Genomic DNA, 23,756 nt, shown 5'->3' on the forward strand with positions numbered 1-23,756 from the left:
TGGTGGAACATGACTCGATTTTCGGGGCATAGTCTATCATGGCAAACAGTCTCCTTATCAACGGAACAGGAGTGGGCATGAGCGAAATAGACTTCCGCAAAAAAATTAACTGGCATCGACGCTTCCGCTCGCCCGAAGGAGAGAAGAGCGAACTTGAGATCTTGCGTATCTTCGAAAGCGATCGCGGCAGGATCATTAATTCTCCCGCAATCCGCCGCCTGCAGCAGAAAACGCAGGTTTTCCCGCTTGAGCGTAATGCCGCCGTGCGCACCCGTCTTACCCATTCGCTGGAGGTGCAGCAGGTCGGGCGCTACATTGCCAAGGAGATCCTCAGCCGCCTGAAAGAGCAGAAGGCGCTGGAAAAATATGGTCTCGATGAGCTAACCGGCCCGTTTGAAAGCATAGTGGAAATGGCCTGCCTGATGCACGACATCGGCAATCCGCCGTTTGGTCATTTTGGCGAGTCGGCGATTAACGACTGGTTCCGCCAGCGCCTGCAGCCGAAAGATAGCGGCGGGCAGCCCCACAGTGACGATCGCTGCAAAGTGGATGTGCTCCGGCTACGTGAAGGCGAAGAGGGGTTAAATACCTTACGCAGCAAAGTTCGCCAGGACTTGTGCCATTTTGAAGGAAATGCGCAAGGCATCCGGCTGGTGCACAGCCTGCTGCGCATGAACCTGACCTGGGCACAGGTCGGCTGCATCCTCAAATACACCCGCCCGGCCTGGTTTGCACAAACCCCTCCGGCAAGCCACGCTTATCTCATGAAGAAGCCGGGCTTTTATTTGTCGGAAGAAGGGTACATCGGCCGCCTGCGTAAAGAGCTGAACCTGGGTGAGTACAGCCGCTTTCCGCTGACCTGGATCATGGAGGCGGCGGACGACATTTCCTACTGCGTGGCGGATCTCGAAGATGCCGTTGAGAAGCGTATTTTCAGCGTCGAGCAGCTTTATCAGCATCTTAGTGAGTCCTGGGGCGAGCGGGAAAAAGGCGATCTCTTTGAACTGGTGGTCATCGATGCCTGGGAAAAATCGCGTACCAACCAAATGCGCCGCAGTGCGGAAGACCAGTTCTTCATGTACCTGCGCGTTAATACGCTAAACAAACTGGCGCCGTATGCCGCCCAGCGTTTTATCGATAATTTACCGGAGATTTACGACGGCGAATTTAATCATGCATTGCTGGAGGACGACAGCCCGTTTGCCCGGCTGCTGGAGCTTTACAAGCAGGTGGCCGTGCGCCAGGTCTTTAGCCACCCGGATATTGAACAACTGGAGCTGCAGGGCTATCGGGTTATTAGCGGTTTACTGGATATTTACAGTCCCTTACTCGAGCTTTCAACGGAAGACTTCACGGAGCTGGTGGATAAGGAAAGCCTGCGCCGTCTGCCTATTGAATCACGACTTTTCCACAAACTTTCAACTAAACATAGGCTTGCTTATGTGGAAGCGGTGAACGCTTTGCACCCGTCAAGCCTTGATTTTTCGGTGTGGGAATACTATTTCCGTGCAAGGCTTATTCAGGATTACATCAGCGGAATGACCGATTTATATGCCTGGGATGAGTATCGACGCCTGATGGCGGTGGAGTGAGTTTTCTCGGGAGTTTTGTAAAGATGGACAATAAATTTTTACTTTTTCCATGCACTTAAGCGCTGAACTTAGCGCGTAAACTTCACTCTGAATGGTGTACCAACACAGCAATTTTGCGTTATTTGAAAGTTGAGATGATTCCATGAAAAAAACCACGTTAGCAATGAGTGCGCTGGCTCTTAGTCTGGGTTTGGCGCTGAGTCCGATGTCTGCCTCCGCCGCTGAGACGGCCTCTTCCGCATCTGCTGCGCAGCCGCTGCCGAGCCTTGCGCCGATGCTGGAGCAGGTTATGCCTTCAGTGGTGAGTATCAACGTTGAAGGGAGCACAACGGTAAATACTCCGCGTATGGGGCGTAATTTCCAGCAATTCTTCGGTGATAACTCACCGTTCTGCCAGGACGGTTCGCCGTTCCAGAGTTCACCTTTCTGCCAGGGCGGTGGCGCTCAGGGCGGGGGTGACGGTGGCAGCCAGCAGCAGAAGTTTATGGCCCTGGGTTCTGGGGTAATTATTGATGCTGCGAAAGGCTATGTCGTGACCAACAACCACGTAGTCGATAACGCTAACGTGATTAAAGTTCAGCTGAGCGATGGCCGTAAGTTTGACGCCAAAGTGGTGGGTAAAGACCCGCGCTCCGATATCGCGCTTATTCAGCTGCAGGATCCTAAAAACCTGACGGCGATCAAAATTGCCGACTCCGACGCGCTGCGCGTGGGGGACTACACCGTAGCCATCGGTAACCCATATGGTCTGGGCGAAACCGTGACCTCCGGTATTGTTTCTGCGCTGGGCCGTAGCGGCCTGAACGTGGAAAACTACGAGAACTTTATCCAGACCGATGCCGCTATCAACCGCGGTAACTCCGGCGGGGCGCTGGTTAACCTGAACGGCGAGCTTATCGGTATCAACACGGCGATTCTGGCCCCGGACGGCGGTAACATCGGTATCGGCTTTGCTATCCCGAGTAACATGGTGAAAAACCTGACCGCTCAGATGGTGCAGTACGGTCAGGTCCGTCGCGGCGAGCTGGGGATTATGGGCACTGAGCTGAACTCCGAACTGGCGAAAGCGATGAAAGTCGACGCCCAGCGCGGCGCGTTTGTCAGCCAGGTTATGCCTAACTCCTCCGCAGCGAAAGCGGGCATTAAGGCCGGGGATGTGATTGCTTCCCTGAATAATAAGCCTATCAGCAGCTTTGCGGCGCTGCGTGCAGAAGTGGGTTCTATGCCGGTGGGCAGCAAAATTTCGCTGGGCCTGCTGCGCGACGGTAAGCCAGTTACAGTGAGTCTGGAACTGCAGCAAAGCACTCAGAACCAGGTTGATGCCGCCACTATCTTCACCGGTATCGAAGGCGCCGAGATGAGTAACCGCGGTGGTAAAGATCAGAAAGGTGTGCAGGTCACCAGCGTGAAGCCGAATACCCCGGCAGCGCGTATTGGCCTGAAAAAAGGTGACATCATTGTTGGCGTAAACCAGCAGGCAGTGAACAACATCGCTGAGCTGCGTAAGGTGATGGACAGCAAGCCGTCGGTGATGGCGCTGAGCATTCAGCGTGGTGATTCGTCGATTTACCTGCTGATGCAGTAATCTCTGTGTAGCATTAAAAAGGGCCGCAAACGCGGCCCTTTTTTTATGGCTTTCTGAACTACTTGTTGCGGGTCAGTTTTTCCAGATCGGATTCAATTTCGCTGATCTTGTTGGTCACCACGGATTCGAGGTGGCGCAGATCGTCGAGGATCTTACGCTTCAGATCGACTTCGGTGCGATCGCGCTGGCAAAGCTGATCGAGTTCATCGATGACATAGCGCAGGTTGGGGCTTATCTCCTGCACTTCTTTGTAGCCCTGGCCTACGCCATCGGCAACCACGGTTTTGCGCTGGCGTGGGTATTTAAACTTCACGCTTTTGGCAAAAAACTCGCCCTTATCCTTCTGGAAATAGACTTTCAGGATATCGTTGTTGGCTTCCTGCCGGAGGCTGTAACGATCGATTTCATCAGGATTGGTAATACCCAGACTTTTTAAATTATCGTACATAAGCGGTACCCTTAAATATCAATAACCATTAGAGAGTTAACGGAAAATTCCTTTTCCGCTAGTGCCAGATGCAAAAAAGGCGGGATAACCCGCCTTTTGGTGCAAAAAACTTAGTCGATGGTGCGCAGCAGTTCGTTGATGCCCACCTTACCGCGGGTTTTGGCGTCTACTTTCTTCACAATCACCGCACAGTACAGGCTGTACGAACCGTCTTTCGAAGGCAGGTTGCCAGAAACGACAACGGAGCCTGCTGGTACACGGCCATAGTGGACTTCACCGGTTTCACGGTCATAGATACGGGTGCTCTGGCCGATGTAAACGCCCATGGAGATAACGGAACCCTCTTCAACAATCACGCCTTCAACCACTTCGGAACGCGCGCCGATGAAGCAGTTGTCTTCAATGATGGTTGGGTTGGCCTGCAGCGGCTCGAGCACGCCACCAATGCCGACACCGCCGGACAGGTGAACGTTTTTACCGATCTGCGCACAAGAGCCTACGGTCGCCCAGGTGTCGACCATGGTGCCTTCATCCACATAAGCACCGATATTCACGTAGGAAGGCATCAGCACGGTGTTACGTGCGATGAACGCGCCCTGGCGTACTGCCGCCGGTGGCACAACGCGGAAACCTTCTTTCTGGAAACGCGCTTCGTCGTAGTCGGCGAATTTCATCGGGACTTTATCGAAATAGCGGCTTTCGGCGCCTTCGATCACTTTGTTGTCGTTAATGCGGAAAGAAAGCAGTACCGCCTTCTTCAGCCACTGGTGGGTAACCCACTGGCCATCAATTTTTTCAGCAACGCGCAGCGCACCGCTGTCGAGCAGGGCAATCACCTGATTTACCGCTTCGCGGGTCACGGTATCAACATTTGCCGGGGTGATCTCGGCGCGACGCTCGAAAGCGGATTCGATTACATTTTGTAGCTGCTGCATGATGAACATTTCCTGATTGTGACTTACCTTTCACCTTTTGGGCGACAATCAACTTGACTGTCGCTCGCGGGCTAAAAAGGTAAAAAATAAAAGACCGTTATTTATCGTTTGGATTAAGGGCCGCTGTCAACCGTTGCTGCACTTCCTGCTGGAGCACATTATTAAGTGCACGCCGGTCTGCGGTCGCGATTATAAATAAATCTTCTACTCGCTCACCAATTGTCGTAATTCTCGCCCCATAGAGCGAAATACCGAGGTCGGCGAACACTTCGCCCACCCTTGCCAAAAGGCCTGGCTGATCGAGCGCAATCAGCTCAAGGAATGTTCGTCTGTCGGTGTGCGTTGGCAGGAAGTTAACTTCGGTATCGACGGTAAAGTGGCGCAGTTTTGCCGACTGGCGACGCGGCTGCGGTGGCTGCCAGGTCGTCTGGGTGATCGCTTGTTCGAGGCTGTGGCGAATAATATTGTGCCTATCGACAGACAGCGGGCTGCCGTCGGGCTCAAGCACGATAAAGGTGTCCATCGCCATACCGTCGCGGGTGGTGAAGATCTGCGCATCGTGAACGCTGAGGTTACGGCGGTCGAGTTCGGCACAGACGGCGGCAAACAGATAAGGCCTGTCGGGGCTCCAGATAAAGATCTCTGTGCCGCCGCGCGTTGCCTGCGGGCTAAGCAGGATCATCGGCTGGCTGAGATCGTGCTTCAGTAAGTGCCGGGCATGCCAGGCTATCTGGTTTGGCGTATGGCGAACAAAATAGTTCGCCCGGCAGCGTGCCCAGATGTGGTGCAGGGCTTCCTCATTAATGTTGTCCATCCGCAGCAGCGCAAGCGCCTGAAGCTGATGGTGACGAACGCGTTCGCGCATATCCGGACTGTTTTGCATCCCGCGGCGCAGCTGTTTCTCAGTGGCAAAGTACAGTTCACGCAGCAGGCTCTGCTTCCAGCTGTTCCACAGCGTTTCGTTAGTGGCACAGATATCCGCCACCGTCAGGCAAACCAGATAACGCAGACGGTTTTCGGTCTGAACCTCTTCGGCAAACTGCTTAATGACTTCAGGATCCTGAATATCACGGCGCTGGGCCGTGACGGACATCAGCAAATGCTGGCGGACCAGCCACGCAACCAACTGGGTTTCCCGGGAGTTCAGGCCATGAAGCTCGGCAAACTTCAGCACGTCCTGCGCGCCCAGCACGGAATGATCGCCGCCACGCCCTTTGGCGATATCGTGAAAGAGGGCGGCGATTAAGATCAGCTCAGGATGGGAAAGACGCGGCCAGAGATCGACACACAGCGGGTGCTTCGCGCGCGTTTCTTCTTTCGCGAAGCTTTCCAGCTTTTGCAGAACGCGAATAGTGTGTTCATCCACGGTGTAGGCGTGGAACAGGTCAAACTGCATCTGGCCGACAATGTGCGACCACTGCGGCATATAGGCCCACAGCACGCTATGGCGATGCATCGGCACCAGCGCACGGCTTACCGCGCCGGGGTGACGCAGCATCACCAGAAACAGCTCGCGGGCTTCTGGAATGTAGCACAGCGGTTGGGTCAGGTGACGGCGGGCATGGCGGAGGTGGCGCAGCGTTGTAGAGTAAATGCCGGTAATGTCGCGGTTACGCACCATCATGTAAAACATGCGCAGAATAGCCTGCGGCTCGCGCATAAAGAGGGTTTCGTCCCGCAGATCAATCAGCGTGCCGCGCAGCTGGAAGTCATCATCCAGCGGGCGCGGTTTTTCGCTGGCGTCCAGCGCCAGGATGGCTTCGTCGAAAAGCTGCAAAAGCATTTGATTCAGTTCACCCACGCGGCGGGTGACGCGGTAGAAGTCCTTCATCATGTGTTCGACCGGCTCGTTGCCTTCGCCGCTGTAATGCAGGCGCTGAGCCACGCTAAGCTGGCGATCAAACAGCAGCCGGTTGTCGTAGCGATTGACTTCCAGGTGCAGGGCAAAGCGAATGCGCCACAATAAATGCTGGCATTCATCAAGCTCTTTGCGCTCCGCTTCGGTCAGGAAGCCAAAGTCTACCATTTCGCCCATGGAGGTTGCGCCGAAGTGACGGCGGGCAACCCACTGCAGCGTGTGAATGTCACGCAGGCCGCCGGGGCTGCTTTTGATGTCGGGCTCAAGGTTGTAGCTGGTGCCGTGATAGCGCTGGTGACGCTCGTTTTGCTCTTCAACCTTGGCGGCAAAGAACTTTGCTGATGGCCAGAAGCCCTCGCTGAAGATATGTTTCTGGAGCTCGAGGAACAGGGCGACGTCGCCAATCAACAAGCGAGATTCGATGAGGTTAGTGGCGACGGTCAGGTCTGATAAGCCTTCCAGCAGGCACTCTTCCAGCGTGCGTACGCTGTGGCCCACTTCCAGCTTCACGTCCCAAAGCAGGGTCAGCAGCTCACCGATACTCTGCGCCTGGGCGTCCGTCAGCCGTTTTCGGCTCAGGATCAGCAGGTCGATATCCGACAGCGGGTGAAGCTCTGCGCGGCCGTAGCCGCCCACGGCAACCAGCGCCGCTTCTGGAACATCAGCAAAGCCGTAGGCAATCCACAGCCGCTGGAGCAACTGGTCGATAAATTCGGTGCGGGCTTCAATCAGCCGTTCAGCGGAAACGCCGCTATCGAAGGCCTTACCCAGCCATTTCTGGAAGGTGTCTAAGTGCGACTTGATGTCCGCGCAATTAAGTTCGGCTTCCTGCCAGCTGTTTGGATAGTCCGGCTGGCCGGAGATCTCGGGTTCGGTGGTGTTGGCAAACTGCTCTGGCAAAGCTGGACTCATTGTGCGCTACCCATAAAAAAAGCCGGCTCAGGGCCGGCTTAGATTGCTGACTGACGTCAGGGCATCATTCGTTGTGCGAAATTACTGCTGGGATGGTGTCATCTTTACGCAGGGTCATAATCTCGCAGCCGTTCTCCGTCACCACAATAGTATGCTCGTATTGAGCAGACAAGCTGCGATCTTTGGTTTTCACCGTCCAGCCGTCTTTCATGGTGCGAATGCGGTAATCACCGGCGTTGACCATCGGTTCAATAGTGAAGGTCATGCCCGGCTGAAGAACAACGCCGCCGTCGTCTGCATCATAGTGAAGTACCTGCGGTTCTTCATGGAACACGCGGCCAATGCCGTGGCCACAGTACTCACGCACTACGGAGAAACCTTCTGCTTCAACGAACTTCTGAATTGCCGCGCCAAGGGTGCGCAGGCGGATACCTGGTTTCACCATGCGCAGCGCCAGATAGAGGCTTTCCTGGGTGATGCGGCAGAGACGCTCGCCGAGAATCGTTGGTTTGCCCACGATGAACATTTTGGAGGTGTCGCCGTGGTATTCATCTTTGATAACGGTAACGTCGATGTTGACGATATCGCCGTCTTTCAGCGCTTTTTCATCGTCCGGAATGCCGTGGCAAACCACTTCGTTGATGGAGATGCAGACGGATTTTGGGAAGCCGTGATAGCCCAGGCAGGCGGAAATGGCCTGCTGTTCATTCACGATGTAATCATTACAGATGCGATCCAGCTCGCCGGTGGTAATGCCCGGTTTAACGTGGGATTCGATCATTTCCAGCACTTCGGCAGCCAGGCGGCCAGCGACGCGCATTTTTTCGATTTCTTCAGGTGTCTTAATTGAAATTGCCATATCAGATCCGCAGATGTCGATAACGTCGACATGAAATGAGCAGGGAAGTTGCCGTAATGGTATCAGGGGGGGCGTCTCCCTGCAAAATTGAGAATCATCAAGTGCGTATCACGGCAACAACTATTGGAGTCTGAGCGCCGTTTATGGTATAAAGCGCGCCGGACTTGTATTCCGATTTTTCGGGTACAGCCAAATACGCTCACTTTGTGTAAATAACACACACGTATCGACACATATTCCGGGGTGCCCTTTGGGGTCGGCAATATGGGATACGTGGAGGCATAACCCCATACTTTATATAGAGGTTTTAAAACATGGCTACTGTTTCCATGCGCGACATGCTCAAGGCTGGTGTTCACTTTGGTCACCAGACCCGTTACTGGAACCCGAAAATGAAGCCTTTCATCTTCGGCGCACGTAACAAGGTTCACATCATCAACCTTGAGAAAACTGTACCAATGTTCAACGAAGCTCTGGCTGAACTGAACAAGATTTCTTCTCGCAAAGGCAAAATCCTTTTCGTTGGTACTAAACGCGCTGCAAGCGAAGCGGTGAAAGACGCTGCTAACAGCTGCGATCAGTTCTTCGTGAACCATCGCTGGTTGGGCGGCATGCTGACTAACTGGAAAACCGTTCGTCAGTCCATCAAACGTCTGAAAGACCTGGAAACTCAGGCTCAAGACGGTACTTTCGACAAGCTGACTAAGAAAGAAGCGCTGATGCGCACTCGTGAGCTGGACAAGCTGGAAAACAGCCTGGGCGGTATCAAAGACATGGGCGGCCTGCCGGACGCACTGTTTGTTATCGATGCCGATCACGAGCACATCGCTATCAAAGAAGCAAACAACCTGGGTATCCCAGTATTTGCTATCGTTGATACCAACTCTGATCCGGACGGTGTTGATTTCGTTATCCCTGGTAACGACGATGCTATCCGTGCTGTTAGCCTGTACCTGGGCGCTGTAGCTGCAACCGTTCGTGAAGGCCGTTCTCAGGATCTGGCTTCCCAGGCGGAAGAAAGCTTCGTAGAAGCAGAATAATAAGGCACGCTCATTAGAGCCCTTATTTAACCAGGTAGTATCTAGTTTGGTTAGGGGCCTTTTTATGGCCCCTTTTTCACTTTTAAGCCCGTCTGGCCAACGTGCCGGGCAGGCAACATCTCCGAGGATTTTAGAATGGCTGAAATTACCGCATCCCTGGTAAAAGAGCTGCGTGAGCGTACTGGCGCTGGCATGATGGATTGTAAAAAAGCGCTGACCGAAGCCAACGGTGACATCGAACTGGCAATCGAGAACATGCGTAAATCCGGTGCTATCAAAGCGGCTAAAAAAGCAGGCAACGTTGCTGCTGACGGCGTGATCATCACTAAGATCGACGGCAACTACGGCGTGATTCTGGAAGTTAACTGCCAGACCGACTTCGTTGCTAAAGACGGCGGTTTCCAGGCGTTTGCTAACAAAGTTCTGGACGCAGCAGTAGCTGGCAAAATCACCGACGTTGAAGTTCTGAAAGCGCAGTTCGAAGAAGAGCGCGTTGCACTGGTTGCTAAAATCGGTGAGAACATCAACATCCGTCGCGTTTCTTCCCTGGAAGGCGAAGTTCTGGGTTCTTACCAGCACGGCGCACGCATCGGTGTTCTGGTTGCCGCTAAAGGTGCTGATGAAGAGCTGGTTAAACAGCTGGCAATGCACATCGCTGCAAGCAAGCCTGAGTTCGTTAAGCCTGAAGACGTTTCTGCAGAAGTTGTAGAGAAAGAGTACCAAGTTCAGCTGGACATCGCGATGCAGTCCGGTAAACCAAAAGAAATCGCAGAGAAAATGGTTGAAGGCCGCATGAAGAAATTCACCGGCGAAGTTTCTCTGACTGGTCAGCCGTTCGTAATGGACCCAAGCAAAACTGTTGCTCAGCTGCTGAAAGAGCACAACGCTGACGTGACTAACTTCATCCGCTTCGAAGTGGGTGAAGGTATCGAGAAAGTTGAGACTGACTTTGCAGCAGAAGTTGCTGCCATGTCCAAGCAGTCTTAATGGTTTAAAAGGAACCGCCAACCGGCGGTTCCTTTTTATCCAGCCTTACAGTTTCAGAGCGCTCCGTTAGGCGAGCGGGCTGAAATGCGACAGAATGTCGCCAGAATTAACCATCCCCCATTCGTTGACTGTTCTCAGGAAAGAAACATGGCTACCAATGCAAAACCCGTCTACAAACGTATTCTGCTCAAACTGAGCGGCGAAGCTCTGCAAGGCACAGAAGGCTTTGGTATTGACGCGAGTATTCTGGACCGTATGGCTCAGGAAATTAAAGAGCTGGTGGAACTTGGCATTCAGGTCGGGGTGGTAATCGGCGGTGGCAACTTATTCCGTGGTGCAGGTCTGGCAAAAGCCGGCATGAACCGCGTCGTGGGCGACCACATGGGCATGCTGGCGACCGTAATGAATGGCCTGGCGATGCGCGATGCGCTCCACCGCGCCTATGTGAACGCCCGCCTGATGTCCGCTATTCCATTGAATGGCGTTTGTGATAACTACAGCTGGGCAGAAGCGATCAGCCTGCTGCGTGCTAACCGCGTAGTTATCCTGTCTGCCGGTACCGGTAACCCGTTCTTTACCACGGACTCTGCGGCCTGCCTGCGCGGGATCGAAATCGAAGCAGACGTGGTACTGAAAGCCACCAAAGTGGATGGCGTGTTTACCGCCGATCCGGTGAAAGATCCTGCTGCGACATTGTACGAGCAGCTGACCTACACTGAAGTTCTTGATAAAGAGCTGAAAGTTATGGATCTTGCCGCGTTCACCCTTGCTCGCGACCACAAATTACCGATCCGCGTGTTCAACATGAACAAGCCGGGGGCGCTGCGTCGTGTGGTGATGGGTGAGAAAGAAGGCACTTTAATTACTGAATAATTTCAGTTGCCCTGTAATCAGGGTAAGATTTGGCTTTATCTACAGCCAGGAATAAACAGGGCTATACTTAGCCTGCAGCGTCATAGCTGCAGAGAATAAGCGTGGTCTGCCTTAAACCAGTTTTCAAGGATTCGTAACGTGATTAGCGATATCAGAAAAGATGCTGAAGTGCGTATGGATAAATGCGTCGAAGCGTTTAAAAACCAAATCAGCAAAATCCGTACCGGCCGCGCTTCTCCAAGCCTGCTGGACGGCATCGTCGTAGAATACTACGGCACGCCAACGCCGCTGCGTCAGCTGGCCAGCGTCACCGTTGAAGATACCCGTACCCTGAAGATCAACGTGTTCGATCGTTCCATGGGCCCGGCGGTAGAGAAAGCGATCATGGCTTCTGACCTCGGTCTGAACCCAAGCTCTGCGGGTACCGATATCCGTGTTCCACTGCCACCGTTGACCGAAGAGCGTCGTAAAGACCTGATCAAAGTGGTACGTGGCGAAGCCGAAGGCGCACGCGTTGCAGTACGTAACGTTCGCCGTGACGCTAACGACAAAGTTAAAGCTCTGCTGAAAGACAAAGAGATCAGCGAAGACGACGATCGCCGTTCTCAGGACGACGTGCAGAAGCTGACCGATGCTGCCATCAAGAAAGTGGATGCGGCTTTGTCTGAAAAAGAAACCGAGTTGATGCAGTTCTAATCCACATTTCTTATGTGTATATACTCTGGATAATTCGAGTTGCAGGACAAAACGCTTGCTCGTTTTGAACAGCGCTGGTGCTGGCCCCGAAGGGGTGAGGCATAAGGCTGAATCACGCGGCAAAGACGGACATCTTCAGGAGCATAGCTAACTATGTGGCTGAAATGGACGTATGCAGGTCACGCACCTGCAGCTTGAAGTATGACGAGTATAACGCCGTTCAGTAAGCCCTCGCGGATTGCGAAGCGTTTACTGGCGGCGTTTTGCTTTATAAAAACCTCAAGTAAAGGCGTAGACAACGGGCGCTATGCGCCGCAAACTATTGCGCCATTAATCCTTCATTTTACGACCCTGAGTACCTCATGAAGCAGCTCACTATTCTTGGATCCACCGGCTCTATTGGCGTCAGCACGTTGAGCGTCGTTCGTCATAATCCTGAAAAATTTGCCGTTACGGCTCTGGTTGCGGGCAGCAATGTCGGGAAAATGGTTGAGCAGTGCCTGGAATTCTCGCCGAAGTATGCGGTTATGGCCAGTGAGTCTGCGGCAGCTGAAGTACGACGTACCCTGAAAGAGCAGGGGAGTAAAACAGAGGTAATGGCAGGTGAGCAAGCGGCTTGTGAAGTCGCTGCGCTAGGGGAAGTGGATCAGGTGATGGCCGCTATCGTTGGCGTGGCAGGGCTGTCGTCAACGCTTGCCGCTATCTCTGCGGGCAAGCAGGTCCTGCTGGCGAACAAAGAGTCGCTGATTACCTGTGGCCGGCTGTTTATGGAAGCTGTTACGCGCAGTAAGGCGCAATTGTTGCCTATCGATAGCGAACATAACGCAATTTTTCAGAGTATGCCGGAAACAATCCAGCGTAACCTGGGATACGCTAATCTCGAAGATAATGGCGTGTCGTCTATTATCCTTACCGGATCTGGTGGCCCGTTCCGGGAAACGGCTTATGCAGACCTGGCGGCGATGACGCCGGATCAGGCTTGCAGTCACCCGAACTGGTCGATGGGGCGTAAGATTTCCGTCGACTCTGCCACCATGATGAACAAAGGTCTCGAATACATTGAAGCCCGTTGGCTGTTTAACGCTTCAGCTGCACAAATGGAAGTGCTGATTCATCCTCAGTCTGTCATTCATTCTATGGTGCGTTATCGCGATGGCAGCGTGCTGGCCCAGCTTGGGGCGCCTGACATGCGTACGCCTATTGCACATGCGTTGGCTTATCCGGCACGCGTTGAGTCTGGCGTCGCGCCGCTTGATTTCTGCAAAATCGGCTCACTTACCTTCATGGAACCTGACTTCGTTCGCTACCCATGCCTTAAGTTAGCTATTGATGCGAGTGCGCAAGGGCAGGCGGCGACAACCGCGCTTAATGCGGCAAACGAAGTCGTCGTTGAGGCTTTCCTGAATCAGCAAGTGAGATTTACCGACATCGCAGTGCTAAATCGCAGCGTGCTGGATCACATAAACATAACCGAGCCGCAAAGTGTGGATGAAGTGCTTCGTGTGGATGCAGTTGCTCGTGAAATAGCCAGGAAACAAGTGATGCACCTCGCAAGCCGGTGATAATTCATCCGGCTGAAGTGCCGCCATTTGTTCGCTTTGTGCTTCAGTGATATAGTCTGCGCCACTTAATCGCCAGATGTGACTGAGCGTTAAGTGGAAAGCCGTGTCACAACACGGCTTTTTTATGCACCAGGCTTCAATATTCCTGAGTACCGCTTAATTTTTTTCAGGGAATCATTACGCGTTATGTTGTCTGCTAATCAACAATTAAGCGAATCCTTAACCACGCATGGTGCTCGCCATGTTGCCATCATTATGGATGGTAACGGCCGCTGGGCTAAGCGTCAGGGAAAAATGAGGGTTTTCGGTCATAAAGCTGGAGCAAAATCGGTTCGCCGTGCTGTGACTTTCGCAGCGAATAACGGCATCGATGCGCTGACGCTTTACGCTTTTAGCAGCGAGAACTGGAACCGCCCCGCTCAGGAAGTGACCGCATTGATGGAGCTGTTCGTCTGGGCATTAGACAGTGAGGTCAAGAGCCTGCACCGTCATAATGTCCGCTTACGAATTATCGGTGATACCAGCCGATTTAACCTCCGCCTGCAGGAAAGAATCAAAAAAGCAGAAGCTTTAACCAGTGAGAATACTGGTCTGACGCTCAATATCGCCGCGAATTATGGCGGGCGTTGGGATATCATTCAGGGAGTGCGACAGCTTGCGTCGCAGGTGCAGGAAGGCTTATTGCGCCCGGATCAGATAGATGAAGAACTGCTCGGTCAGCAGATCTGCATGCATGAACTGGCTCCCGTAGATTTAGTAATTAGGACAGGGGGAGAACATCGCATCAGTAATTTCCTCATCTGGCAAATTGCCTATGCGGAACTTTATTTTACCGATGTTCTTTGGCCTGATTTCGATGAACAAGACTTTGAAGGTGCGCTAAATGCTTTTGCAAACCGAGAGCGTCGTTTTGGTGGCACAGCACCTGGTGGTGAATAAGCCTGTTGGGGGTCACTTTTGCTGAAGTATCGCCTGATTTCCGCGTTTATTATGATTCCCGTTGTAATCGCGGCGTTGTTTTGGCTTCCGCCAGTAGGATTTGCGATTGCTACGCTGGTGATTTGTATGCTGGCAGCATGGGAATGGGGGCAACTCGCTGGCTTCGTGGCGCGTTCACAGCGCGTCTGGCTGTCGGTGCTTTGTGGTCTGTTGCTTGCCGTGATGCTGATTTCGTTGCCGGAGTATCGGCATTCGGTGCATTTGCCGATAATCGAATTCTCGCTTTGGGCATCGCTAGTGTGGTGGGTAGCTGCGCTGCTGCTGGTTCTGTTCTATCCGGCCTCTGCGGCGCTATGGCGCAATTCAAAACCGCTTCGTCTGGTCTTTGGCCTGCTCACCATTATTCCTTTCTTCTGGGGCATGGTCGCGCTGCGCAGCTGGCATTATGATATCAACCACTACAGCGGCTCAGTCTGGCTGCTGTATGTGATGTTCCTGGTGTGGGGCGCGGATTCCGGCGCTTATGTATTTGGGAAAATGTTCGGTAAGCATAAACTTGCGCCAAAGGTCTCGCCCGGCAAGACCTGGCAGGGGTTTATTGGCGGTCTTGCAACTTCAGCCGTTATTTCGTTGTTGTTCGGGATGTGGGCGGATTTGAACGTGGCCCCCGTGGTTCTGCTAACCTGTTCCATTGTTGCCGCGCTGGCTTCCGTTTTGGGTGATTTGACCGAAAGTATGTTCAAACGCGAAGCAGGTATTAAAGATAGTGGTCACCTTATCCCGGGACATGGTGGTATTCTTGACCGTATTGACAGCCTGACAGCGGCGGTGCCGGTGTTTGCGTGTCTGCTGCTTCTGGTATTCAGGACGATTTAACGGAAGGTTTTATGCTGAGCATACTCTGGAATTTGGCTGCGTTTATCGTTGCACTGGGTGTTTTGATTACCGTGCACGAGTTTGGCCATTTTTGGGTAGCTCGCCGCTGTGGCGTTCGTGTGGAACGTTTCTCTATCGGGTTTGGTAAGGCGCTTTGGCGTCGTACCGACCGCCAGGGAACCGAGTTTGTTATCGCGCTTATCCCGCTGGGTGGCTACGTTAAAATGCTGGATGAACGCGTTGAGCCGGTGCTGCCGGAAATGCGTCATGCTGCGTTTAACAACAAAACGGTTTCTCAGCGAGCGGCTATCATCGCCGCTGGCCCCGTCGCTAACTTCATCTTCGCAATTTTTGCTTATTGGCTGGTGTTTATCATTGGCATTCCCAGCCTGCGCCCGGTTATCGGTGAAATAACCCCCAACTCTATCGCAGCGGAAGCACAAATTAGCGCCGGCATGGAACTAAAAGCGATAGATGGTATCGAAACGCCTGATTGGGATGCTGTTCGTTTAGCTTTAATCGGTAAGATTGGCGATGCGAGCGCGAGAGTTTCTTATGCGCCGTTTGGGACCAATCAAACGCGTGATGTAACCCTTGATCTAAGCCATTGGCAGTTTGAGCCTGATAAGCAGGATCCGGTCGTATCACTTGGATTCAGGCCTCGTGGCCCGCAGATTGAAAACGTGCTGGACGAAGTTCAGCCGCAGTCCGCAGCCAGTAAGGCAGGTTTGCAAGCCGGGGACAGGATCGTTAAAGTCAACGGACAGCCGCTCCTTCAGTGGAGTGCGTTTGTTAACCTGGTTCGTGACAATCCAGGACAGCCGCTGGCCGTAGAGATTGAAAGACAGGGTAGCCCCTTGTCTTTGACGCTGATACCGGATACAAAACCGGGTAAAGCGAAGGCTGAAGGGTTTGCAGGGGTAGTGCCTAAAATTATCCCGCTGCCCGATGAGTACAAAACAGTGCGTCAGTATGGGCCGTTTACCGCTGTAGCAGAAGCCACGGATAAAACCTGGCAACTGATGAAGCTGACGGTCAACATGCTGGGGAAATTAATAACCGGTGATGTAAAACTGAACAACCTCAGTGGGCCAATCTCCATAGCTCAAGGGGCAGGTATGTCGGCGGAATATGGGTTAATTTACTTCCTGATGTTCCTGGCGCTTATCAGCGTCAACTTAGGGATCATTAACCTGTTTCCACTTCCCGTCCTTGACGGCGGGCACCTGCTCTTTTTGGCGGTTGAGAAACTGAAAGGCACTCCGGTTTCCGAGCGAGTTCAGGACTTCAGTTATCGCATTGGCTCTATTTTGCTGGTGCTATTAATGGGGCTTGCACTTTTCAATGATTTCTCTCGTTTATAGAGAGAATTAGGTTAGGAAGAACGCATAACAACGATGGCGATGAAAAAGCTCCTCATAGCGTCGCTGCTGTTTAGCAGCGCCACCGTATACGGTGCAGACGGGTTCGTGGTGAAAGATATTCATTTTGAAGGCCTGCAGCGAGTCGCCGTCGGTGCGGCCCTCCTCAGTATGCCGGTTCGCGTAGGCGATACCGTCTCTGACGAGGATATCAGTAATACAATCCGCTCACTGTTTGCTACTGGCAACTTTGAAGATGTACGAGTTCTGCGTGATGGCAATACGCTGCTTGTGCAGGTCAAAGAGCGTCCAACCATTGCCAGCATTACCTTCTCCGGCAACAAGTCGGTGAAAGATGACATGCTCAAGCAGAACCTCGAAGCTTCAGGCGTGCGCGTGGGGGAATCCCTTGACCGTACGACCCTGGGCGATATCGAGAAAGGGCTGGAAGATTTCTACTACAGCGTCGGTAAATACAGCGCCAGCGTTAAAGCTGTCGTTACGCCGCTGCCGCGTAACCGTGTTGACCTGAAACTGGTGTTCCAGGAAGGCGTCTCCGCGAAAATCCAGCAGATCAACATCGTCGGTAACCATGCGTTTACCACCGATGAGCTGATTTCCCGTTTCCAGCTGCGTGACGAAGTGCCGTGGTGGAACGTCGTCGGCGATCGCAAATACCAGAAGCAAAAGCTGGCGGGCGACCTTGAAACCCTGCGTAGCTACTATCTGGATCGCGGCTATGCGCGTTTCAATATTGATTCCACGCAGGTGAGCCTGACGCCGGACAAGAAAAGCATTTATGTGACCATTAACATCACCGAAGGCGAGCAGTACAAGATCGCTGGCGTAGATGTGAAAGGCAATCTGGCCGGGCATTCTGCAGAAATTGAGAGCCTGACCAAGATGCAGCCGGGTGAGCTATACAACGGCACCAAAGTCACCAAAATGGAAGACGACATTAAGAAACTGCTGGGTCGCTACGGTTACGCCTATCCGCGCGTACAGACGCAGCCAGAAATTAATGACGCTGACAAAACGGTGAAGTTGCATGTGAACGTCGACTCCGGCAACCGTTACTACGTGCGTAAGATCCGTTTCGAAGGCAACGACACCAGTAAAGATTCCGTTCTGCGCCGTGAAATGCGTCAGATGGAAGGTGCGTGGCTGGGCAGCAACCTCGTTGATGCTGGTAAAGAGCGTCTGAACCGTCTGGGTTACTTCGAGACCGTCGATGTAGATACCCAGCGCGTATCCGGCAGCCCGGATCAGGTTGACGTTGTCTATAAAGTTAAAGAGCGTAACACCGGTAGCTTCAACTTCGGCGTTGGCTACGGTACCGAAAGCGGCGTTAGCTTCCAGGTCGGCGTGCAGCAGGATAACTGGCTGGGTACGGGTTACTCGGTTGGTATCAGCGGCACCAAAAACGATTACCAGACCTACGCGGAACTGTCAGCAACCGATCCGTACTTCACGGTTGACGGCGTTAGCCTTGGTGGTCGTATCTTCTTCAACGACTTTAAAGCTGATGACGCGGACCTGTCTGACTACACCAACAAGAGCTACGGCGTAGATACGACACTGGGCTTCCCGGTGAACGAATACAACACGCTGCGTCTCGGTCTGGGTTACGTGCATAACGATCTGTCGAATATGCAGCCACAGATAGCCATGTGGCGCTACCTGGATTCTGTGGGGCAGCACCCAACTCAGAACGCCAACGACAACAGTTTCTCGGCAGATGACTTTACTCTGAACTATGGTTGGACATACAACAACCTTGACCGCGGTTACTTCCCGACGGATGGTTCTCGCGTCAACCTGAATGGTAAAGTTACCATTCCGGGTTCTGACAACGAGTTCTACAAAGTGACGTTAGATACGGCGAGCTACTTCCCGATCAATGACGATCACACGTGGGTTGTGCTGGGCCGTACTCGTTGGGGTTATGGCGATGGTCTGGGCGGTAAAGAACTGCCGTTCTACGAGAACTTCTATGCCGGTGGTTCAAGCACCGTGCGTGGTTTCCAGTCGAACAACATTGGTCCAAAAGCCGCTTATTTCGGTCCGAACCAGCGTAACTGTGGAACCGGTGCCGTGTGTAACTCTAACGATGCGGTGGGTGGTAACGCAATGGGTGTAGCCAGCCTTGAGCTGATTACCCCGACGCCGTTCCTGAGTGAGAAGTACTCAAACTCTGTTCGTACTTCTCTGTTTGTCGATGCAGGTACCGTTTGGGATACCAAATGGGAGAACACCGACGCGACCAGAGCGGCAGGTATACCTGATTACAGCACGCCAAGTAACATCCGTATGTCTGCAGGTATTGCGCTGCAGTGGATGTCGCCTCTGGGGCCGCTGGTCTTCTCTTATGCTCAGCCGTATAAGAAATATGATGGAGACAAGGCAGAACAGTTCCAGTTTAACATTGGTAAAACCTGGTAATTTGTTCTGCGCGATGGAACGCAACAGCAGTGAGGCGTTGCACCTGTTAACCGCTTAGTCAGTTAGCCGGTGCTCGCAAAAAACAGTGTCTTCGGACGCCTATGGGATGGTAAGGAGTTTATAGTGAAAAAGTGGTTAGTTGCCGCAGGTCTCGGGATTGCTATGGTTGCTTCAGCCGGCGCTCAGGCTGCCTCCAGCATCGCAGTAGTTAACATGGGCAACCTGTTCCAACAGGTCGCACAAAATACCGGTGTTTCTAAAACCCTGGAAAATGAGTTCAAAGGCCGCGCCAGCGAACTGCAGGGAATGGAAAACGATCTGCAATCCAAAATGCAGCGCCTGCAGCGCGATGGTTCAACCATGAAAGCTTCAGATCGCAGCAAAATGGAAAAAGACGTCATGGCTCAGCGCCAGTCCTTCTCCGAAAAAGCGCAGGCTTTTGAGCAGGATCGTAACCGTCGCTCCAACGAAGAACGCAGCAAGCTGGTCACTCGTATCCAGGCCGCTGTGAAGAAAGTTGCAGATGACAAAGGTTATGATGTCGTTCTGGATGCAAACACCGTTGCTTATGCAGGTAACGACGTTAAAGACATCACTGCAGACGTACTGAAACAGGTTAAATAAGTAATGTCTTCAATTCGACTGGCTGAATTAGCCCAGCAGTTGGATGCAGAATTGCACGGTGATGGCGATATCGTCATCACCGGCGTCGCATCTATGCAAACTGCCCAGTCTGGCCACATTACGTTCATGGTTAACCCTCGCTATCGTGAACAGCTGGCTGTCTGCCAGGCTTCTGCCGTCGTGATGACCGAAGCCGACCTTCCATACGCTAAGAGCGCGGCGCTGGTAGTGAAGAATCCCTACCTGACCTATGCCCGTATGGCTCAAATTCTTGATACCACGCCTCAGCCTGCAAGCAACATTGCGTCAAGCGCAGTGATCGATGCGACGGCGAGGCTTGGCCAAAATGTTTCTGTCGGCGCAAATGCCGTTATCGAATCTGGCGTTGAGCTGGGTGATAACGTGGTGATTGGCGCTGGCTGCTTCGTAGGCAAAAATACCAAAATTGGCGCAGGTAGCCGTTTATGGGCAAATGTCTCCATCTATCACAACATTGAAATCGGTGCTCAGTGCCTGATTCAGTCCAGCACGGTGATTGGTTCCGACGGTTTTGGCTACGCCAACGATCGTGGTAATTGGGTGAAGATCCCTCAGCTCGGCCGGGTGATTATTGGCGATCGCGTTGAGATTGGCGCCTGTACGACTATCGATCGCGGTGCGCTGGATGACACGATCATCGGCAATGGTGTTATCATTGATAACCAGTGCCAGATTGCACATAACGTTGTGATTGGCGACAATACTGCGGTTGCGGGTGGCGTTATCATGGCAGGCAGCCTGAAAATTGGCCGTTACTGCATGATTGGTGGTGCCAGCGTAATCAACGGCCATATGGAAATCTGTGACAAGGTGACCGTGACCGGAATGGGAATGGTGATGCGTCCTATCACTGAACCGGGGGTTTACTCCTCGGGTATCCCGCTCCAGCCGAACAAAGCGTGGCGTAAAACCGCCGCCCTGGTGATGAACATCGATGAGATGAGCAAACGCTTAAAAGCCATCGAACGTAAGGTCAATCAACAAGACTGATCGTCGCCTGCTCCCTGCGCTGCCGTGTTTCCGGCCATTAGGGCTGGAGCGTGAGCCGCGCTTTTTGATTTGCGGCCTGCTGGCTTTCTTTGATTGCCGCAGGCCGTGTTATTATTGTCATTTAGAATATTTAGACAGGAAGAGTATTTTGACAACTGACACTCATACTCTGCACATTGAAGAGATTTTAGAGCTTCTGCCGCACCGTTATCCGTTCTTGCTGGTTGACCGCGTGCTGGATTTTGAAGAAGGTCGTTTTCTGCGCGCAGTAAAAAATGTCTCTGTAAATGAGCCGTTTTTCCAGGGCCACTTCCCTGGCAAGCCGATTTTCCCGGGCGTATTGATCCTGGAAGCGATGGCGCAGGCTACCGGTATTCTTGCGTTTAAAAGCGTAGGTAAACTTGAGCCGGGTGAACTGTATTACTTTGCTGGTATTGATGAAGCGCGCTTTAAGCGCCCTGTCGTGCCTGGCGATCAGATGATTATGGAAGTGACCTTTGAGAAGACTCGTCGTGGTTTGACGCGTTTCAAAGGTGTTGCAATCGTTGACGGTAAGATCGTCTGCGAAGCAACCATGATGTGTGCACGCAGCCGGGAGGCATAATACGTGATTGATAAGTCCGCCTTTATTCATCCAACAGCCATTGTGGAAGAAGGCGCCATCATTGGTGCTAACGTTCACATTGGTCCGTTTTGTCTCGTAGGTCCAAACGTTGAAATCGGCGAGGGCACGGTTCTGAAATCTCATGTTGTCGTCAATGGCCACACTAAAATTGGCCGTGATAATGAGATCTACCAGTTCGCGTCCATCGGTGAAGTTAACCAGGATCTGAAATATGCGGGTGAGCCAACTCGCGTGGAAATTGGCGATCGCAACCGCATTCGCGAAAGCGTCACCATCCATCGCGGTACGGTGCAAGATGCTGGATTAACGAAGGTGGGAAGCGATAACCTGCTGATGATCAATGCGCACGTTGCGCATGATTGCCAGATTGGCGATCGCGTTATCCTTGCGAACAACGCAACGCTCGCGGGTCACGTACAAATTGGGGATCACGCCATCATCGGCGGAATGACCGCGGTGCATCAGTTCTGCATCATCGGCGCTCATGTGATGGTTGGCGGCTGTTCCGGCGTTGCTCAGGACGTTCCACCTTACGTTATTGCGCAGGGCAACCATGCGACGCCGTTTGGTGTGAACATTGAGGGCCTGAAGCGTCGCGGCTTCAGCAAAGAAGCGCTGCACGCTATTCGTAACGCCTACAAGATCCTCTATCGCAGCGGCAAAACGCTTGAAGAGGCGAAGCCGGAAATTGCTGAAATTGCTGCTCAGCATCCGGAAGTGAATGCATTTATTGAATTCTTTGCCCGCTCAACGCGCGGTTTGATTCGTTAAATGAAGCCTGGCCGTCCCCTCACGATTGCCCTGGTCGCCGGAGAAACTTCCGGCGATATTCTTGGTGCCGGACTTATTCGTGAACTGAAAGCTCGCGTGCCTGATGCCCGCTTTGTTGGCGTGGCCGGGCCGCTCATGCAGGCCGAAGGTTGTGAAGCCTGGTATGAAATGGAAGAGCTTGCGGTCATGGGCATCGTTGAAGTGCTCGGCCGTTTACGTCGCCTGCTGCAGATCCGCAGCGATCTCACTAAGCGCTTCACCGAGCTGCAGCCCGATGTGTTTGTCGGCATCGACGCGCCGGATTTCAATATCACGCTCGAAGGCAACCTCAAGAAGCAAGGGATTCGTACGATCCACTACGTCAGCCCGTCCGTTTGGGCATGGCGGCAAAAACGCGTTTTCAAAATTGGCAGAGCGACCGATCTGGTTCTGGCTTTTCTGCCTTTCGAAAAAGCGTTTTACGACCGGTTTAATGTGCCGTGTCGCTTCATTGGGCATACCATGGCGGACGCCATGCCGCTCGATCCTGATAAAAAGGCGGCTCGCGCGACGTTAGGCATTGCGGCAGATGCAAAATGCCTGGCGCTCTTACCCGGCAGCCGTGGCGCTGAGGTCGAAATGCTGAGCGCCGATTTCCTGAGAACCGCTCAATTGCTTCGTAAACGTTGGCCTGCGCTGGAAGTTGTGGTGCCGCTGGTGAATGCAAAGCGTCGCGAGCAGTTTGAAAAAATTAAGGCTGAGATAGCCCCTGAGCTGCATGTGCATTTGCTGGATGGTAAAGCACGCGAAGCGATGATTGCCAGTGACGCGGCGCTCCTGGCATCGGGCACCGCTGCGCTTGAATGTATGCTGGCGAAATGCCCTATGGTCGTTGGCTATCGCATGAAGCCATTTACTTTTTGGCTGGCAAAGCGTCTGGTGAAAACCGATTACGTTTCCCTGCCTAATCTCCTGGCGGGCCGCGAGCTGGTTAAAGAGCTGCTGCAAAACGAGTGTGAGCCTATCGGGTTAGCGTGTGCGCTGGAGCCGCTGCTGGAAGACGGTACTACCAGCCATCAAATGCATGACACCTTCCGGGATTTGCATCAGCAGATCCGTTGTAATGCGGACAAACAGGCGGCGGACGCCGTGCTGGAGCTGGCCCAATGATGGAATTTATTTACCCGCATACGCACCTTGTCGCCGGTGTGGATGAAGTCGGGCGTGGGCCTTTGGTCGGCGCCGTTGTCACTGCGGCAGTGATCCTCGATCCGGCAAAGCCGATTATTGGGCTGGCGGATTCGAAAAAATTGTCGGAAAAACGCCGTCTGGCGCTGTATGACGAAATTATCGAAAAGGCATTAAGCTGGAGTCTGGGCCGTGCCGAGCCGGAAGAGATAGACAGCATCAACATTCTGCATGCCACGATGCTGGCCATGCAGCGTGCGGTTGCGGGCCTGAGTGTGGTGCCTGAATACGTGCTGATTGACGGCAACCGTTGCCCTGCGCTGCCTATGCCGTCGCTGGCGGTAGTAAAAGGCGACAGTAGGGTGGCTGAAATCAGCGCGGCATCAATACTTGCCAAAGTCACGCGCGATCGTGAAATGGCCGAGCTGGATCTCAGCTTCCCACAATACGGTTTTGCTCAACATAAGGGCTACCCAACCGCTTTTCATCTCGAGAAGCTAGCCGAGCATGGTGCCACCCAGCACCATCGCCGCAGCTTTGGCCCCGTCAAACGCGCGCTTGGGCTCGTCTCCTGA

At 53.1% G+C, this 23,756-nt stretch carries 21 protein-coding genes; 17 read left to right on the forward strand and 4 right to left on the reverse strand.

The window, feature by feature from the left end:
• The first annotated feature begins 77 nt into the window (after positions 1 to 77).
• Together dgt and VW41_03790 are read left to right on the forward strand one after the other, a co-directional pair.
• Positions 78 to 1,592, forward strand: a complete 1,515-nt coding sequence (dgt, locus tag VW41_03785) for a deoxyguanosinetriphosphate triphosphohydrolase (protein ID AJZ88230.1) — start codon at positions 78 to 80, stop codon at positions 1,590 to 1,592.
• A 142-nt stretch (positions 1,593 to 1,734) separates the two neighbouring features.
• Entirely contained in the window at positions 1,735 to 3,177 is a 1,443-nt protein-coding gene (locus VW41_03790; GenBank protein AJZ88231.1) for a serine endoprotease, read from the forward strand.
• A gap of 58 nt (positions 3,178 to 3,235) precedes the next feature.
• Here VW41_03790 and VW41_03795 read toward each other — a convergent pair whose 3' ends face one another.
• The 4 genes from VW41_03795 to VW41_03810 all read right to left on the reverse strand — a co-directional run bounded on the left by VW41_03795 (position 3,236) and on the right by VW41_03810 (position 8,189).
• A complete protein-coding gene (locus VW41_03795) occupies positions 3,236 to 3,625 on the reverse strand; it encodes a hypothetical protein (GenBank protein AJZ88232.1) in 390 nt (129 codons plus the stop codon).
• Between the two features lie 110 nt (positions 3,626 to 3,735).
• Complete coding sequence (dapD, locus tag VW41_03800) at positions 3,736 to 4,560, reverse strand: 2,3,4,5-tetrahydropyridine-2,6-carboxylate N-succinyltransferase (protein AJZ88233.1); 825 nt, start codon at positions 4,558 to 4,560, stop codon at positions 3,736 to 3,738.
• A gap of 97 nt (positions 4,561 to 4,657) precedes the next feature.
• The gene (locus VW41_03805) at positions 4,658 to 7,330 is read right to left on the reverse strand and encodes a protein-PII uridylyltransferase (GenBank protein AJZ88234.1); all 2,673 of its coding nucleotides are present in this window, start codon (positions 7,328 to 7,330) and stop codon (positions 4,658 to 4,660) included.
• A gap of 64 nt (positions 7,331 to 7,394) precedes the next feature.
• Positions 7,395 to 8,189: a methionine aminopeptidase gene (locus VW41_03810; GenBank protein ID AJZ88235.1), complete on the reverse strand. Its 795-nt coding sequence runs from the start codon at positions 8,187 to 8,189 to the stop codon at positions 7,395 to 7,397.
• Positions 8,190 to 8,503: 314 nt separating this feature from the next.
• Between VW41_03810 and VW41_03815 the strand changes: the two genes are divergently transcribed.
• The 15 genes from VW41_03815 to rnhB all read left to right on the forward strand — a co-directional run bounded on the left by VW41_03815 (position 8,504) and on the right by rnhB (position 23,756).
• A complete protein-coding gene (locus VW41_03815) occupies positions 8,504 to 9,229 on the forward strand; it encodes a 30S ribosomal protein S2 (GenBank protein ID AJZ88236.1) in 726 nt (241 codons plus the stop codon).
• A 135-nt stretch (positions 9,230 to 9,364) separates the two neighbouring features.
• Positions 9,365 to 10,216: an elongation factor Ts gene (gene tsf / locus VW41_03820; GenBank protein ID AJZ88237.1), complete on the forward strand. Its 852-nt coding sequence runs from the start codon at positions 9,365 to 9,367 to the stop codon at positions 10,214 to 10,216.
• Between the two features lie 147 nt (positions 10,217 to 10,363).
• Positions 10,364 to 11,089, forward strand: coding sequence for a uridylate kinase (locus VW41_03825; GenBank protein ID AJZ88238.1), 726 nt, complete (start codon positions 10,364 to 10,366; stop codon positions 11,087 to 11,089).
• Between the two features lie 138 nt (positions 11,090 to 11,227).
• Positions 11,228 to 11,785 (forward strand): ribosome recycling factor, encoded by a 558-nt coding sequence (gene frr, locus VW41_03830; GenBank protein ID AJZ88239.1) that lies wholly within the window; start codon positions 11,228 to 11,230, stop codon positions 11,783 to 11,785.
• 362 nt (positions 11,786 to 12,147) lie between these two features.
• Positions 12,148 to 13,347: a 1-deoxy-D-xylulose 5-phosphate reductoisomerase gene (locus tag VW41_03835; protein AJZ88240.1), complete on the forward strand. Its 1,200-nt coding sequence runs from the start codon at positions 12,148 to 12,150 to the stop codon at positions 13,345 to 13,347.
• A gap of 186 nt (positions 13,348 to 13,533) precedes the next feature.
• Positions 13,534 to 14,286, forward strand: coding sequence for a UDP pyrophosphate synthase (locus tag VW41_03840; GenBank protein ID AJZ88241.1), 753 nt, complete (start codon positions 13,534 to 13,536; stop codon positions 14,284 to 14,286).
• Between the two features lie 18 nt (positions 14,287 to 14,304).
• Positions 14,305 to 15,162 carry a CDP-diglyceride synthetase gene (cdsA, locus tag VW41_03845; protein ID AJZ88242.1) on the forward strand — a complete coding sequence of 286 codons (858 nt, stop codon included), beginning with the start codon at positions 14,305 to 14,307 and terminating at the stop codon, positions 15,160 to 15,162.
• 11 nt (positions 15,163 to 15,173) lie between these two features.
• A complete protein-coding gene (locus VW41_03850; protein AJZ88243.1) occupies positions 15,174 to 16,526 on the forward strand; it encodes a zinc metallopeptidase RseP in 1,353 nt (450 codons plus the stop codon).
• A gap of 33 nt (positions 16,527 to 16,559) precedes the next feature.
• Complete coding sequence (locus VW41_03855) at positions 16,560 to 18,965, forward strand: outer membrane protein assembly protein YaeT (protein AJZ88244.1); 2,406 nt, start codon at positions 16,560 to 16,562, stop codon at positions 18,963 to 18,965.
• 123 nt (positions 18,966 to 19,088) lie between these two features.
• Complete coding sequence (locus VW41_03860) at positions 19,089 to 19,589, forward strand: molecular chaperone (protein ID AJZ88245.1); 501 nt, start codon at positions 19,089 to 19,091, stop codon at positions 19,587 to 19,589.
• A 3-nt stretch (positions 19,590 to 19,592) separates the two neighbouring features.
• Positions 19,593 to 20,618 carry a UDP-3-O-(3-hydroxymyristoyl) glucosamine N-acyltransferase gene (lpxD, locus tag VW41_03865; protein ID AJZ88246.1) on the forward strand — a complete coding sequence of 342 codons (1,026 nt, stop codon included), beginning with the start codon at positions 19,593 to 19,595 and terminating at the stop codon, positions 20,616 to 20,618.
• Between the two features lie 148 nt (positions 20,619 to 20,766).
• A complete protein-coding gene (locus VW41_03870) occupies positions 20,767 to 21,222 on the forward strand; it encodes a hydroxymyristoyl-ACP dehydratase (GenBank protein AJZ88247.1) in 456 nt (151 codons plus the stop codon).
• Between the two features lie 3 nt (positions 21,223 to 21,225).
• Positions 21,226 to 22,014, forward strand: a complete 789-nt coding sequence (locus tag VW41_03875) for a UDP-N-acetylglucosamine acyltransferase (protein AJZ88248.1) — start codon at positions 21,226 to 21,228, stop codon at positions 22,012 to 22,014.
• On the forward strand, positions 22,015 to 23,163 hold the full coding sequence (lpxB, locus tag VW41_03880) for a lipid-A-disaccharide synthase (protein ID AJZ88249.1): 1,149 nt from the start codon (positions 22,015 to 22,017) through the stop codon (positions 23,161 to 23,163).
• Complete coding sequence (gene rnhB, locus VW41_03885; protein ID AJZ88250.1) at positions 23,160 to 23,756, forward strand: ribonuclease HII; 597 nt, start codon at positions 23,160 to 23,162, stop codon at positions 23,754 to 23,756. Before lpxB ends, rnhB begins: the two co-directional genes overlap by 4 nt.

The organism is Klebsiella michiganensis (assembly GCA_000963575.1).
Lineage (GTDB): Bacteria > Pseudomonadota > Gammaproteobacteria > Enterobacterales > Enterobacteriaceae > Cedecea > Cedecea michiganensis_A.